Origin of the sequence: Carboxylicivirga caseinilyticus (assembly GCF_050589785.1) — a bacterium.
In the GTDB taxonomy this organism is placed as follows: domain Bacteria; phylum Bacteroidota; class Bacteroidia; order Bacteroidales; family Marinilabiliaceae; genus Carboxylicivirga; species Carboxylicivirga caseinilyticus.
Genome location: NZ_JBNGOX010000010.1, coordinates 22,715 through 36,659, shown reverse-complemented (window position 1 = coordinate 36,659; position 13,945 = coordinate 22,715). Strand labels below are relative to the sequence as shown.

General features: G+C 36.3%; 16 protein-coding genes. 3 read left to right on the top strand and 13 right to left on the bottom strand.

The window, feature by feature from the left end; genetic code table 11:
* Positions 1–2: 2 nt before the first annotated feature.
* The 12 genes from ACRD62_RS07235 to ACRD62_RS07180 all read right to left on the bottom strand — a co-directional run bounded on the left by ACRD62_RS07235 (position 3) and on the right by ACRD62_RS07180 (position 8,832).
* Entirely contained in the window at positions 3–665 is a 663-nt protein-coding gene (locus tag ACRD62_RS07235; RefSeq protein WP_430819466.1) for a hypothetical protein, read from the bottom strand.
* 164 nt (positions 666–829) lie between these two features.
* Positions 830–1,267, bottom strand: a complete 438-nt coding sequence (locus ACRD62_RS07230) for a hypothetical protein (RefSeq protein WP_430819465.1) — start codon at positions 1,265–1,267, stop codon at positions 830–832.
* Between the two features lie 173 nt (positions 1,268–1,440).
* A complete protein-coding gene (locus tag ACRD62_RS07225; protein WP_430819464.1) occupies positions 1,441–2,145 on the bottom strand; it encodes a hypothetical protein in 705 nt (234 codons plus the stop codon).
* A gap of 149 nt (positions 2,146–2,294) precedes the next feature.
* Positions 2,295–2,708 carry a hypothetical protein gene (locus ACRD62_RS07220; protein WP_430819463.1) on the bottom strand — a complete coding sequence of 138 codons (414 nt, stop codon included), beginning with the start codon at positions 2,706–2,708 and terminating at the stop codon, positions 2,295–2,297.
* Between the two features lie 85 nt (positions 2,709–2,793).
* Positions 2,794–3,372 carry a MotA/TolQ/ExbB proton channel family protein gene (locus ACRD62_RS07215; RefSeq protein WP_430819462.1) on the bottom strand — a complete coding sequence of 193 codons (579 nt, stop codon included), beginning with the start codon at positions 3,370–3,372 and terminating at the stop codon, positions 2,794–2,796.
* A gap of 30 nt (positions 3,373–3,402) precedes the next feature.
* Complete coding sequence (locus ACRD62_RS07210) at positions 3,403–3,918, bottom strand: GNAT family N-acetyltransferase (protein WP_430819461.1); 516 nt, start codon at positions 3,916–3,918, stop codon at positions 3,403–3,405.
* Positions 3,919–4,084: 166 nt separating this feature from the next.
* A complete protein-coding gene (locus tag ACRD62_RS07205) occupies positions 4,085–4,675 on the bottom strand; it encodes a Yip1 family protein (protein WP_430819459.1) in 591 nt (196 codons plus the stop codon).
* Between the two features lie 234 nt (positions 4,676–4,909).
* Positions 4,910–5,620 (bottom strand): TlpA family protein disulfide reductase, encoded by a 711-nt coding sequence (locus ACRD62_RS07200; protein WP_430819458.1) that lies wholly within the window; start codon positions 5,618–5,620, stop codon positions 4,910–4,912.
* 179 nt (positions 5,621–5,799) lie between these two features.
* Positions 5,800–6,228, bottom strand: a complete 429-nt coding sequence (locus tag ACRD62_RS07195; RefSeq protein WP_430819457.1) for a hypothetical protein — start codon at positions 6,226–6,228, stop codon at positions 5,800–5,802.
* A 733-nt stretch (positions 6,229–6,961) separates the two neighbouring features.
* Positions 6,962–7,510, bottom strand: coding sequence for a YceI family protein (locus ACRD62_RS07190; protein ID WP_430819456.1), 549 nt, complete (start codon positions 7,508–7,510; stop codon positions 6,962–6,964).
* Between the two features lie 49 nt (positions 7,511–7,559).
* Positions 7,560–8,441: a DUF5777 family beta-barrel protein gene (locus ACRD62_RS07185; RefSeq protein ID WP_430819455.1), complete on the bottom strand. Its 882-nt coding sequence runs from the start codon at positions 8,439–8,441 to the stop codon at positions 7,560–7,562.
* Positions 8,442–8,478: 37 nt separating this feature from the next.
* On the bottom strand, positions 8,479–8,832 hold the full coding sequence (locus ACRD62_RS07180) for a c-type cytochrome (RefSeq protein WP_430819454.1): 354 nt from the start codon (positions 8,830–8,832) through the stop codon (positions 8,479–8,481).
* Positions 8,833–9,236: 404 nt separating this feature from the next.
* On the opposite strand from ACRD62_RS07180, the gene hutI reads away from it, so the two are divergent.
* From hutI to ACRD62_RS07165, 3 genes are all read left to right on the top strand, one after another.
* Positions 9,237–10,487: an imidazolonepropionase gene (hutI, locus tag ACRD62_RS07175; RefSeq protein ID WP_430819453.1), complete on the top strand. Its 1,251-nt coding sequence runs from the start codon at positions 9,237–9,239 to the stop codon at positions 10,485–10,487.
* Positions 10,488–10,612: 125 nt separating this feature from the next.
* Positions 10,613–12,304 (top strand): glutamate formimidoyltransferase, encoded by a 1,692-nt coding sequence (ftcD, locus tag ACRD62_RS07170; protein ID WP_430819452.1) that lies wholly within the window; start codon positions 10,613–10,615, stop codon positions 12,302–12,304.
* 389 nt (positions 12,305–12,693) lie between these two features.
* A complete protein-coding gene (locus ACRD62_RS07165; RefSeq protein WP_430819451.1) occupies positions 12,694–13,107 on the top strand; it encodes a threonyl-tRNA synthetase editing domain-containing protein in 414 nt (137 codons plus the stop codon).
* 148 nt (positions 13,108–13,255) lie between these two features.
* Here the strand turns inward: ACRD62_RS07165 and ACRD62_RS07160 are convergent, their stop codons facing one another.
* Positions 13,256–13,894 carry a GNAT family N-acetyltransferase gene (locus ACRD62_RS07160; RefSeq protein ID WP_430819450.1) on the bottom strand — a complete coding sequence of 213 codons (639 nt, stop codon included), beginning with the start codon at positions 13,892–13,894 and terminating at the stop codon, positions 13,256–13,258.
* Between the last annotated feature and the right edge of the window lie 51 nt (positions 13,895–13,945).

Below are 13,945 nucleotides of genomic sequence, written 5' to 3'. Positions count from 1 at the left end.
GTTTATGTTTGAATTGGATTGCCTGGCACTGATTCATTTAAAATGATATCTAAATTAATACCGATGTTACACAATTCAATTGTTTGCTTCAAATCAATTGCCTTATCAAGCCTGAATAAACATTCATGACCATAAAATTCAATTTCAGGTTTACGAAGATTTTCAAGGTATTTTATAAATTTACCAGTAAGTGAACCAAGAAATTTCTCCTTCTCATTAGAAAGTATATAATACTTATTACTAAACTTCCAGTATCCTTTAATATCAATTTCAACAGGATTAAATAATTCTGCAATCTTATCACCCAAAGTTTCTGGTCTGATCAAAGTATGGCCAAAGTCTTTCATTATACTTAAATGTCCGAAAAAATATTTATCATTAGATGTATGAGTCGATGCCCCGAAGGTTGAAACAGATTGATAACTTGTTTGGTATTCAATCAGACATAAGGAGAATGAATTGGATGCACTGTTAACTCTCCATGAATTAAAAAATATTGGCTTTTGCTTGTCGGCAAATAAATGAAATTTCTTAATCAAAGGATTTCTTGTACCTGTTATCTGATAATGCTTCCTTAACTCTGATGAGATATCTTTTACTTTTAACCACTCATTTCGATCTGATTCATTTAGATTTTCAATGTATTTGGGAAAATTTATGTTCATCTTTTCTGTGTCTATTGAGTAGGTTTACTATCATTCATAAATACTGTATAGCTTTTGCTGGTTAATGCTTCGGCTCATTTTCAAGAGTCATACACTAGCGCAATAAAAACCGTTAATACGGGCAAACGGATCACACTTTATTTCCGGCATTTTATAATCTATTCCTATTCTTGTTTTTCAAATGTATAATCTCCAGCCTTGAGATTATTCTTTTCACCTTTTTGCTCCAATTGTAATGCTAATGCAGATAATCCATTTACATTGAGAACTACATCACTGCTTATTGAAATACCGAAATTATTATTACCCATTTTTTTCTCAGCTTGCCAGATCCATGTTCCGTTCATTTTTTTATTATCAGACTCTCCAAAGGTAATTATGGCTGTTGAATCAGAATTTAATATGAATGATGTTATTATTTTATCCTCTGTCCTTTTTTCATCACTTGTTATTTTCTTTAATGACCGTTTGGTTATCTTCCAGCTGCCTAAAACGTCGTTTTTTTCAACGTTTAAATTATTTGAACCACCCGAAATCAAACAAGATGTAATTGTTAAAACAGTAATGAAAATCAGAAGTTGGTTAAAAGTTTTTTTAGTCATTTTTTGATTATTTATTTAGTTCTGTTCTATAGAGTAATGGAAAACTTTAAATGGTTTTGGCTTTGATTATGTCTTTTTAGGTTAGTTAATTGAAAAATATCCACTATTTGTGGCTTGATAACCAGCAAAACCAGCCATGTTAATTTCCGAGTTATCAGTATTGATTGTTCCTTTTAATATTCAACTTGAACTTCTTTCAATTCATACATTACAAAGTCTCCATTATTTACTTTTAAAATCCTTCTTTCGGTGTCGAGCTTTACAACAGGTACTTCAAAGCCAAAAGGAGAATTAAAGGTTAATAGTTTCTTTACCTTTCGGTTTTTTAAGTCAATACTCATTAAGTCAGAAATATATTCATTATCATTATTTCCATACTGAAAGAATATTAAAACTTGGTTTTTTCTATCGATGAAACTCTCAAAATCATTTGAATCAACTGGAATCTCACCAGAAACTGAAAACTCATTTTCATTGGTATCTAAATTTCTAAGATGTATTTTGTTATTTGAATACCCTCTTTCTTCATAGATCAGATAATTTGATAAAATCCATCCCGCATTTGGTTGGAAAGCATCCCGAAATTCAGTTGTCAATATTTTTATGGTATCTTCCACTTGTGTTCTGACAAGATAATACTGAGCTTTTGTAACATTATCACCTACTCCAACAAAATGCCTAATAAGTTTATTATTTTGATTTGCAGAACAAATAGTGTCAGAAACCTCAAATTCAACATATCTTTTTTCAAGTGGAGAAAACTTCCATCCGGCATTTATATACTTTTTTATTAAAACACTATCCATAACAGTTTCCTGAGCAACTAATGTAATGTTTACTAAAGCCAATAATAGAAAAGTGAGTATTCTTTCTTTCATGTTAGTTTTTAAGCAAATTGACCTATCCTCTTACGTTGACAAATCAAAGTCGCCAACGTAAGTAAATCCTTTCAAAATTTATTGTCAGCGTATTGCGTTAGCCTTAATTTACCTGTTAATTATGACGCAAATACTACAACGAACTCAGTTTATTTTGAGAATATAGTTTTGTTAGGTTCCAGATCTAGTTCTCCCAACAATTTATTTAATTCTTCAAGTGATACCGGATCAATAAGGTTGGTATTAATTTTCAATTCCTTTTTGTCGGTCTTTAAGGTGTAGACTCCGGCAAATTTTTTTATTGATTTAATATCGTTGAGATGTATTGACTTTGAAAAGTCGTACAAAACATTTTTGCGTATGATTCCATTGTCGATAATCAAATATTGATTAATTGAATCATATAAATAATGTCCAAGATATAGGCATCCGACAACTAAATACGCAAAATCCGTCCATTGATATTTTTCGCGTCCGATTATGCTAATAATTGCAATTATGACCCATACAAATCCAAATATAAGATTTGTATATAATCTTGTCTTTTTCAGTTTAATTTTCATAGCTATTAAAATGGTTAGATTATTACTCTGGTTAATAAGTTGCTGAAGCCACTGTATTAATCTGACTCAAACAGATATAGAGCGTTTAGCGGTATGTTTTTATTATTTCAATCGCATTATAATTCAAATCATCTTTATTTTCCTTTTTTACAATGCTATAGTCAAAAGAATCACCTTCTTCATTTTCAAGATTCTCATTTCTCTTGTCTACATTTATTTGCATTTTGTAATTAAGAGATGCATCTTTTTTTTCTTTCTCATTAATACAAATTCTGTAGGTATTATGACTAGCAAATTTTTCGTTTTGAGATGAAATCCTGATACACAATGAATCCTTATCGATTGGATAATAAGTAATAGAGTCAATGAGGAGTATGGGTCCGTTTTTCAAACTTTCTAAAATATTATCCTCAACTTTCTTATGATTTTTTATGCTAGTTAATGGAATTATAATCTTTGAATCTAATTCAATAAAGAATGTCATTTCATTCATAAAATTACCCATACTTTGAGATAGTTCATTAACTCTTTGGTTCACATTCTCAACCACTCCTTCCGCTAATTTTGTGGCATTAACTATTTGAGGTGAAAGTTTTTGACTTTGTGTTTGTGCAAATGCATTAAATGCAATGAATGCAGATAGAATCAATAACGTTTCTTTCATGTTGCTATTTAGGTTTGTATTTTACAGAAATTATTTTTCAATTTTGTAGACTAATAGTTCCTCGTCATCATTTGGTAATTTCGTCGTTCCAATGAGTCTGAGTCCGAGCTTTTCTATAAGTTTTTGAGACGAAAAATTATCTTTTGCTGTAATTGCACTAATGGTCTTTATATCAAATTCATTAAATGCAACTTCTTTTAATTTAGCAGAGGCTTCAAAAGCAAAGCCCATCTTTTCATATTCAGGAAGAAATGCAAATCCGATATCAATTCCTTCTAATCCTTCTCTATCAAATAATCCACACGTTCCTATTTTTTGATTGTCCTCTTTTCTTATCAAAACATAATTAGAATAGCCAAGTCTTTGAAGTTGAGGAATCATTTTTTCTCTTATATACTGTTTTGCATCTTCTACTGTTCTCACATTCCTGTCACCAATATATTTAATAAATTTTGGTGTATTGTATAGCTCAAGAATTAATTCCGAATCATTTTCAGAGATTGGTCTTAAAATAAGTCTTTCAGTTTCAAAAGTTTTATATTCCATATTTATTTTATTAATCGAATATTCCATTTCCTTGATGTAGTCGTGTTGTCGTGTCACCCGATAGGGAGACTAAGACGGTAGACAAAGGCGTCAGGACGAGCAAACCAAGCCATGCTTTATTTCCAGCGGGTTGGCTGCTGGCATTTGCTACACTTTTTGCTTTGAATTAATTCGTAATGACATACGGTGCAAAATATAAAACTAAACCTACAATCCACAATGGACTTGTTGTCAATATAGCTTTCCATAATTCAAAGTTGTGAAATCTAATAATGCCTTGAATCATAATTTTTAAAGACCATACCCAGATTAATAAATAGAAAATATTAATAATCCAAAACTCAAATCCAGCAATCCCATTTAATTTGTCTGATAGTCCTAAATATAGTAAAACAGGTAATTTTAAAACACTTGGAATCATTGAGTATGCTACAACAACTCGAATATCAATCAGGTCACCAATTCCTTTTAATAATTTGCCCAACAGATATATCGCATATGTTATTATATAGCCACCAATAACAACTCCAAGTCCTGCCCCAATTACTGCTGATAAAAATAATAAGATGGTTAGTTCACCATTTGTCATATAATCTTTGATGTGACTTAATTCTCGATAAAATGATTCAAATCCAGAAATGGCTCCAACCGTAATGAATATCAGAATACAATTCTTTGATAATTTATTTTCGTACTGATTATTCAGATAATCAAAAGTACTCTTTGTCTTATATAATATCTTTAAAGTGGCGTTCATTAAATATTTGTTTAGTAGTATTTCATACTTGCAGCCAACGGTTTGAATAAGGGGTCGTAGGCTGAGTTGAAAAACCTAACCTCCAAAATCCCACCAAACCGAAGCTTTTGATTGGGTTATAAATTTATTCTTTTCGCTAGCCGAAGCGCAGCTTCGACGGGTGTGAAGAAAGCGCAAATATTTCAAATACAGCATATCTGACCTATGCACTATACAAAATTTTACCACCAATTCTTATTGTAATGAATAATTCTTAATATAATTTTCCCAGTCCACTTTTGATGGAATCTCAAGATATTTCCCTTGAGGCGTAATTAAAAGTTTAGTTGGATAATGTGTTATATTAAAGGCTTTTATTACTTCATTATTTACTTCAAATACAGGAAACGTGTATTCATTTTCTTGCATAAATTCATTAAGCCTTTGTGAATCATAAGAAAAAGTTAATACTTGTATTTTAGAGCTATTTGTTTTTTTACTTTTATCGTAAAATTCTTGAATTGCTGGTAAGCCTCCAACACAAGGCTTACACCATGTCCCCCAAATATCTATAAATTTCCACTGTCCACTCTTTTCCTGAAGCTTTATATCTGAAAACTCAGAGCTTAACTGAGGAACTTGTTTGCAATTACTATTTATATAATTGAGCCAATATTGTCCAAAAGGTTGATTCGATTGGAGTTTCGAATAGCAAGATTTTAGTTGATTAATATTTTCATCTAATGGTTTCTCAAACGCAATTGCTGAAATAACACCCAAAGCTTTGTCCACCAAATCATTTTCAACTAGATGCTTATAATACTTCATTTTGTAATCTACATCATTTGTGTTTCCTGTTAATAGGACAGCGTCATAGAAGAAGTATGACTTATTTGTTAAATCCAATTGGTCGGGGCTATAAAAAGCTGCCTTTTCTAAATTTTCTACTTTGTCCTTATCCAGCAAGAAGAACTTAAAATAGCTTGTTGATAATATGTACCTATGCCATGCTCTAATTCTATTCTCCTTATCTACCGAAGCAGTTTCTATAAATTCATACTCTTTCAGGTTATTTATGTTTTTGATTAACAGGTCCTGAAAAACTATATTACTTATGACTTCTTTTTGATTTAAATTCTCAAGAATTAAAAGGCAATACCTACTATTCTTTGAATTATAATTATCTCTTTTAACAAGAGATGTAATTCAGCTAGTATTTCCCTGTACTCATCTTGATTTGAACTATTAAGTATTTTGCCCCATAGGTAAATTCCTGAAATAATTTTATTAACCTCTTCATTGTTCTTTGAAGAAAGCATTTCTAGATAGTTTATACCATTACCTGTTGTATCAGTTTTTAGAAACTGAGAGAAACTATTGTGTATTCTATCTACAAAGAAAGGCGAATATATTTTTTGTAATTCAATAGAATTTTCAACTGCTTTCTCAATTTGACCAGAATACCATAATTTGGATAGAGAATTTGTTAATGGGAAAGCTTCTTCAGGTATCTGAGCGAAGCTGATTGTAAAAAGAAATAAATTAAGAATAAGTGTTAAAATTAGTTTTTTCATAGTTCTATGCAGTCTTTAAATTGGTGGTAACTAATTTATATCCACCATTAATTGTGGATACAATCCCTTATTTGCTCTGTATCCGTCGTTAATAGAGTTACTATTTTAATGGTGTACTATTTATTTATTGCCACTAAAAGTAACTAACATAACTATACTTTCCAAAAACACAGATAAATCTGTATTACTTGCATTAGCATTACTTTTAAGCATTCCCTTTCAATGCATTAAGCAATAGTAGTAGAGATAGTAAGCAGCTTATAGCCACAAATAAACTTTAACAGAATATAACACCTATGCACAAAGTATAAAGCCCGAAGCACTTAGTCCGAAGTCCGAAGCGTACAGTCCGTAGCTCTAACCCCTAAGTTCTAAGACCTAACTTCTAGTTTCTAACCTCTAGCTTCTGCCTTCTGCCTCTCCAACTGACTACTAACCACAACAGTCCAAAGCCCCAAGTCCGATTGCTTGATGTCTGCTAGTCTCGCAGGGACGCCTGTAAAAGCATAGTATGTAAATGCTATGTTTTTGAGTAAGCCGCCAATCAAATCCCGGAGGGATGTCTGTGTTTTATTCAATACACAGGGCAGCGTTGATCCGCAACGCCACTATTATCTATATTATTTTCTGAATGGGTTATATAAAATATTGTATACACCTTTGTTGAATCTCAACAGAACGGTCTCAGCATGACTACTGTCCCAATAGTTTACTAATGTTACCCACTGAATGTCTACTGAACCGGATAGTAGGTTAGCCTGACTTTAACCTGCACTTCTTCGGCAATATTCCGTACTACCAGGCGCGGCACTTTTACTTTGTAATCCTCCAGCTTCACCTTAAACTCCGACGAAGCCACAACCTCCGACTCACCAACCATGATTGTACCCTCAACCTCAACCGTTTTGGTAACACCATGAATGGTTAACTCACCAGTAACTGTAACTGTGTATGTACCTGGTTCCTTCAGTTCGTCGGGAGAGCTGATGGTTCCCTCAAAAGTTGCCTTCGGATACTTATGCGACTCCATGTACTTTTCGTTGAAATGCTCCTGCATCAAAGATTTTTCAAATTGAAAATCGGCAATAGTAACTACAAAGGCAATCTCGCGTTTAACCAGATCAACCAGACTGATAACTGTTTTATTTTCGGCATAGATATCTTCGAGAGGAGCCGAAGAAAAGAATGAAACAAATCCCTTATCAGCCCTGTATTTATGCTGCGAAAAAACGGTTGTGCTGCCCAATAGCAAAATTGCTAACCCTATAATTACCTGTTTCATGGCTGAACTTTTAAAAATTAAAAAAGCATGCTATTCTGTACCGAACGCTCTACAAACTGAACGAACGCATGATACTAAAGCCGAAATGAATATCGCCGTCAAAAAAGACGTTGTTATTCCACTGAGCTGCAAACCCCGATGGCTGAAGTCGCGTGGCATTGGTCACGAACAACTGAAAGACATGTCCTCCGGTTTCGATATCCACCCCTACTGAAAGGCCATTCTTACCGCCATCGTATAAACCATCATTAAAGGTTGGCCACACATAAGTATATTCACCATTAAGAGTTGTTGAAGGCGTTAAAGCATAACTCACCCCTAAAGCAGTATACCATAAAGAATGTGGATGTGCTGTTGTTGGAACCCGGTTAAGGTTAACCCAGCCAGGAGTAACCTGGGCCGAAAACTGATGGTTAAACTTTCGGGATAACAACACCAGATGCTCGTATTCAAGCCTTTCAATAAAAGGCCTTTCTATCTCATATTTTCGAGTGCGAATATTCACCCCACCTGCATAGCTTAACGAAAACCATTGTGCCGAAGTGGTTTGCTTGAGTATGGCAAGTTGAACGCCTGTCTGCAATGTTTTATCGTAATCGCTTGAACGGGCAATTCCTGCAGATAACCAATTGGTTAAACCATAGTCCAGAGCAATATCCACATTATATATCTGATCCAATCCAAATAGTTCCTGAATACCATCGCTCATTAACCCGAACAAATGCGAAACCCTGAATTGGAGTTCTTTGGCAGATAACTGAACCGTCGTCGGTCCCAACACAAGTCGGGTACTCTTAAAGGCTGATACATACTGCTCCGACGAAGCTTTAGCATGGGTACTTAACTCATCCAGTAAATTCTTCTCCTGAGCATTTGATGCTACAGTTAATACAATTGAGAACATTCCAATTAACAACAACCTGTATTTCATGATGCCGGAATTTTAAGAAACAAATCATTAGAATTCTTTATTCAATAGCATCCACCAGGTTCTTAAACTCGGCAAACTTATCGATATCGGTTTGTGAAAGTTTAGCGGCATCTTTGGGCATATTTCCAGAGTTAACCATGTTATACATGCTTGTCGCACTATTGATAGCATTGGCTAATACACCATAATTACTACTGTTACTTTGACTATGATGCCCCGTATGACAACTTACGCAATTGGCTGTTATTACAGGTTGTAACGTATTGGTAAAGTAATTTTTTGCAGCATTATATTCTTCGTTCACTTCGGGAACTATATCCTTATCATCAGTCGATTCGGAACATGCAAAAACGAAAGGAAGCATTAAAAATAAATAGAGTAGATTTTTCATGATTTATAGATTTATTGAGTAGTTAACCTTCTAAAAACATTTAATCAGTGCATCCATTTGTCTGTTTTAAGAGAACACCAAAGGTTTAAAAAAGTTCGCAACAGTAAGAAATATAAAACTTTACAGTCATACTAAGAACAACCCGGAATGGATCAGTTAGTCCGAAGTTCGAAGCACTGAGTCCGAAGCGCACAGTCAGTAGCCCAAAATTCAAAGTTCTAAGACCTAAGCACTAAATCCTAAATTCTAACATCTAATACCTAGCTTCTGCCTTCTGCCTCGCCAACTAACTACTGACTACTGACCACTGACTAACAACCACCATCCCAATTGACCAAAATCATAAGCAAACTTCTGGAGAATGCCTTACCTTTATTTTTTCATAAACAGAGCACATAATTCGCATGAATAACCTGATTATAAAAAACATAAAAAGCCTGATTCAAACCGAAGATCAACATCGTCCCTTTGTGGCCGGAAGCGATATGGCCTCACTGCCTGCTATCCATGATGCCTGGCTGGAAGTGAAAGGTGGAATGATTAAAGAATATGGATCGATGAGTACCTTTTCCGCTCAATCTTTTGCAGACAATACTGAGATTATCGATGCTACCGGTCGCCTGGTTTTGCCAGCCTGGTGTGATTCGCACACCCATCTGGTTTATCCTAAAAGCCGCGATGTGGAGTATGTGGATAAGATCAAAGGTTTGAGCTACGAAGAGATTGCAGCCCGTGGCGGAGGCATCTTAAACTCTGCCAGACTGATGCAAACAGCCAGCGAAGATCAGCTATTTGAAGATGCCATGTCACGACTGCAGGAAATCATCCGCTGGGGCACCGGAGCTGTTGAAATCAAGAGTGGCTATGGCCTCACCCTCGAAAGTGAGTTAAAGATGCTGCGCGTAATCAAACGATTGAAAGAAGCCTCACCCCTCACCATCAAATCCACTTTTCTGGGAGCCCATTCCATCCCTTTGGAATATCGAGGCAAGCAGGAACAATATGTTGATTTGGTGATTAATGAGATGCTTCCGGCAGTTGCCAAAGAAGGTCTGGCCGATTATGTGGATGTATTTTGCGATGTGGGCTTCTTTACAGTTGAAGATACCGATCGCATCCTCAATGCAGCAGCAAAATACGGACTGACACCCAAAATACACGCCAACGAACTGGATTATTCGGGAGGCATTCAGGTGGGTGTTCAACACAAAGCTTTATCAGTTGATCACCTCGAGTTTACCGGCGAGGACGAAATCAAAGCACTGAAAGATTCTGGCACCATGCCAACCATCTTGCCCGGAGCAGCTTTCTTCCTGAACATGGCCTATGCCCCTACCCGCAAAATGATGGATGCCGGATTACCTGTTGCGCTGGCCTCAGATTATAACCCCGGTTCATCACCATCGGGCAATATGCAATTGATCATGTCTATGGGAAGTATTCTGTATCGCATGCTACCCGAAGAAGTGATCAATGCGGTTACCAAAAACACCGCCTATGCCATGGGTATTGACAAAGAACTGGGCTCGATAATGAAAGGCAAAAAAGCCAACCTCGTAATCACCAAACCCATCCCCGGCATCGAATACCTGCCTTATGCCTATGGCGAGAATAAGGTGGAAACAACGATATTAAATGGAGTAGCTGTTAACTAATGATTAATGGTTAATGATTAATAGCCTAAAATCTTGATACTAATTACTTGACACATTTAACTTTTAACTTTTGACTTTTAGCTTGATCCTTTTGACTTGAAAGTTTTTGACTTAAATACGAATATATGCAGCAACTAATCGAATGCGTTCCAAACTTTAGTGAGGGATGTGATATGACCATCATCGAAAAGATAACCGATGAAATTAAAAAGATAGACGGCGTTAAACTGATTGATGTTGATCCGGGGAAGGCTACCAACCGAACTGTTGTTACCATGGTGGGTACTCCGGATGAAGTCTGTGAAGCAGCTTTTCAGGCTGTCAAGAAGGCACAGGAACTGATTGATATGCGCCATCACAAAGGAGCCCATCCACGCTTTGGAGCCACTGATGTTTGCCCGTTGGTTCCAGTGGCTAATATCACCATGGAAGAAACGGTTCAATACGCACACAAACTTGCCGAGCGAATCGGAACAGAATTGAATATACCCATTTACTGTTACGAGTTTGCAGCCAAAGAAGAAAAGCGTAAAAATCTTGCATCGTGCCGCGAAGGTGAATACGAAGCTGTTCCTAAACGTATTGAATCGCCTGAATGGAAACCGGATTTCGGTCCTGCCGAATGGAACGAGAGTGTTGCTAAATCAGGGGTTACAGCTGTTGGAGCGCGCAATTTCCTGATTGCTTATAATGTAAACCTCAACACTACCTCTACCCGTCGTGCCAATGCCATTGCCTTTGATGTGCGTGAGCGTGGCCGTGTAAAACGCGAAGGCAACCCGGTTACCGGAAAAATTATTACAGATGAAAAAGGCAATCCGGTAATGGAACCCGGCATGTTGAAATCGGTGAAAGGAATTGGCTGGTTTATTGAAGAATATGGGGTTGCTCAAATCTCGATGAACCTCACTGACATTACTGTTACTCCTTTGCATGTAGCTTACGATGCAGTTTACGAAAGAGCCAATGCCCGTGGCGTAAGAGTTACCGGTTCTGAGATGGTGGGTGTGGTTCCTTTACAAGCCATGCTGGATGCAGGTAAATACTTCCTTCGTAAACAAGAACGCTCGACAGGTATCCCGGAAAGAGAAATCATTAAGATAGCCGTTAAATCAATGGGGCTTGATGAATTATATCCTTTCGATCCGGATAAAAAAATTATTGAGTACATTCTGAAAGATGATCAGAAGAAGCTGATTGACATGAATCTGACAGCCTTTGCTGACGAAACAGCATCTGAATCACCAGCTCCGGGCGGAGGATCCATCTCAGCATATGTAGGTTCGTTGGGAGCTGCCTTGGGCACCATGGTAGCCAACCTTTCGGCTCACAAACGTGGCTGGGACGATCGATGGGAAGAATTCAGTGATTGGGCAGAAAAAGGAATGGCTATTCAAAGTGAATTATTGCGTCTGGTTGATGAAGACACCCTTGCTTTTAACCGTATCATGGATGCTTTTGGTTTACCCAAAGGAACGGATAAAGAAAAAGCTGCCCGTAAACAAGCCATCGATGATGCCACCCGATTCGCCATTGAGATACCTTTTAAGGTAATGCAGAAATCATACGAAGCCTTTGATATGATACGCGCCATGGCTGAAACAGGTAATCCTAACTCAGTTTCCGATGCCGGTGTGGGTGCTTTATGTGTAAGAAGTGCCGTAATGGGAGCTTATCTGAATGTGAAGATCAACGCCTCTGGTCTGGATGACAAAAGCTTTGTTGAAGGTATCCTGACCGAAGGTAAGATGATTGAAGAGAAAGCCATACAAGCCGAAAAAGAGATTTTGGGAATTGTGAATCAGAAAATCGGATAACCTTCAAACACAGAGAAAATAAGTCAAATAGAATTAATGGAGCTCCCTTTTGTTGAATAACAATGGGGAGCTTTTTTTGTATCAATTATCTTGAATTATAGAGCGAAAACAATATCATACTGTGGGTTAAAACCCACGGCTTTTACAGTTAGCCTTTCAGGCTTCTCAAATATCTTCGATTTTCTCGACGTATTTTCTTGAAGACGTCTCCCGGTATAATTATGGCTAAAAGGCAAATAATAGTATTTACCTATTATCGTTTAAGCAAACCTTAAAATTCATTTTGTGTAATTTGTGTAATTCGTGGTTAAAAATCACCACATAAACTTCTACCTTCTGTCTGTTAAACTTACCAACTATTACTATTTTAGCCCTAAACACACAAAATTATGCGCGTACTTATCTTTTACACCCAATCATTCAGCTACACACCACAGGTTAAAAACCTTGAAGATGCTCCCGATCCGGGTGAAGCAAAATCATTTAAAGACTGCCTGTTGGCCTGCATTCAGATTGAAGAAGCTGATGAACAGAAGGATGTTAAGAGTCGTGAGAAAAAGCTGGTAAACCATTTAAAATGGGCGGCCCGAAAAAATAACACAAAACGTATTGTGCTTCACTCCTTTGCTCATTTGGGAGAATCAAAAGCGAGCGTTGTTTTTACCAAACAGGTATTCGATGCGGCTCAGATAAGGTTGGAAAATGCAGAACTAGAAGTGGCTCAAACACCCTTTGGTTATTTTCTTGATTTGAATATTAATGCTCCAGGTTTTTCATTGGCTCGCATATGGGCCGAACTGTAAACGATTAGCCGATTAATCAATTATTCGATTATCAATTTTTAATTGTGAAACTGTTTAAATGTACATTTGTTGAATCGTTTAATTGAATATTTACAATTAAACAACTCAACAATTCTGCAACTAAACAATTACACATTCAACAACTCCACTACAATTCCAGGATATACTTCTGCTCTCCTTCTTGCACAAATCCCATCTTTTTCAAATACTTAATATGTGATTTATTTGAAGACTCGCAAACCAGACGTCGGGTACTTCTATCAGCATGTTGTTCACGATACTTCTGCAATAAAAAGCGACCTGTTTTGTAATCACGGTATTCGGGCGTTACATAATCTAGGATAATTTCTGCCTGCCCATCTTTATCATCTCCAACAATAAAAACACCGGCTACTTTTGCATCGCGTAAGGCTAACAGTACCTGACTGTTTATTTTTTTAAAGTTGAGATTAAAATCCGGGAAATATCGACAAATATCTTTGAAGTGATATAGCAAATACTGACTTAAAAACTCATCATCCGCAATTGCTCTTACCACATTAAAACGCTCCTTTTTAAATAACAAAAAGCGCAGATAGTAGATATTAAATAAACCAATAAGAAGATTCATAATACCAACCGGTAAAGCTCCTATGTAAAAGCCATAAAACGAAAAGATGGATGAACCGACAAAATTATAAATCCTAAGTTTAACCAGAGAAGACAGACTCAATGAAATAAACACCAGCGTTGATGCCAAATAACCTATCCATTCTATCAATGGAAGGTTCCAGTAGATTTCGTTCATATTGTTGTTGTTGCGTTTTTAACAAAAATAGAATAAAATTCAAAACCGACC

Bases quoted from the DNA above. Each gene is read 5' to 3' on its own strand.
- ACRD62_RS07235 (WP_430819466.1), bottom strand. From the start codon at position 665: ATGAACATAAATTTTCCCAAATACATTGAAAATCTAAATGAATCAGAT.
- ACRD62_RS07230 (WP_430819465.1), bottom strand. From the start codon at position 1,267: ATGACTAAAAAAACTTTTAACCAACTTCTGATTTTCATTACTGTTTTA.
- ACRD62_RS07225 (WP_430819464.1), bottom strand. From the start codon at position 2,145: ATGAAAGAAAGAATACTCACTTTTCTATTATTGGCTTTAGTAAACATT.
- ACRD62_RS07220 (WP_430819463.1), bottom strand. From the start codon at position 2,708: ATGAAAATTAAACTGAAAAAGACAAGATTATATACAAATCTTATATTT.
- ACRD62_RS07215 (WP_430819462.1), bottom strand. From the start codon at position 3,372: ATGAAAGAAACGTTATTGATTCTATCTGCATTCATTGCATTTAATGCA.
- ACRD62_RS07210 (WP_430819461.1), bottom strand. From the start codon at position 3,918: ATGGAATATAAAACTTTTGAAACTGAAAGACTTATTTTAAGACCAATC.
- ACRD62_RS07205 (WP_430819459.1), bottom strand. From the start codon at position 4,675: ATGAACGCCACTTTAAAGATATTATATAAGACAAAGAGTACTTTTGAT.
- ACRD62_RS07195 (WP_430819457.1), bottom strand. From the start codon at position 6,228: ATGAAAAAACTAATTTTAACACTTATTCTTAATTTATTTCTTTTTACA.
- ACRD62_RS07190 (WP_430819456.1), bottom strand. From the start codon at position 7,510: ATGAAACAGGTAATTATAGGGTTAGCAATTTTGCTATTGGGCAGCACA.
- ACRD62_RS07185 (WP_430819455.1), bottom strand. From the start codon at position 8,441: ATGAAATACAGGTTGTTGTTAATTGGAATGTTCTCAATTGTATTAACT.
- ACRD62_RS07180 (WP_430819454.1), bottom strand. From the start codon at position 8,832: ATGAAAAATCTACTCTATTTATTTTTAATGCTTCCTTTCGTTTTTGCA.
- hutI (WP_430819453.1), top strand. From the start codon at position 9,237: ATGAATAACCTGATTATAAAAAACATAAAAAGCCTGATTCAAACCGAA.
- ftcD (WP_430819452.1), top strand. From the start codon at position 10,613: ATGCAGCAACTAATCGAATGCGTTCCAAACTTTAGTGAGGGATGTGAT.
- ACRD62_RS07165 (WP_430819451.1), top strand. From the start codon at position 12,694: ATGCGCGTACTTATCTTTTACACCCAATCATTCAGCTACACACCACAG.
- ACRD62_RS07160 (WP_430819450.1), bottom strand. From the start codon at position 13,894: ATGAACGAAATCTACTGGAACCTTCCATTGATAGAATGGATAGGTTAT.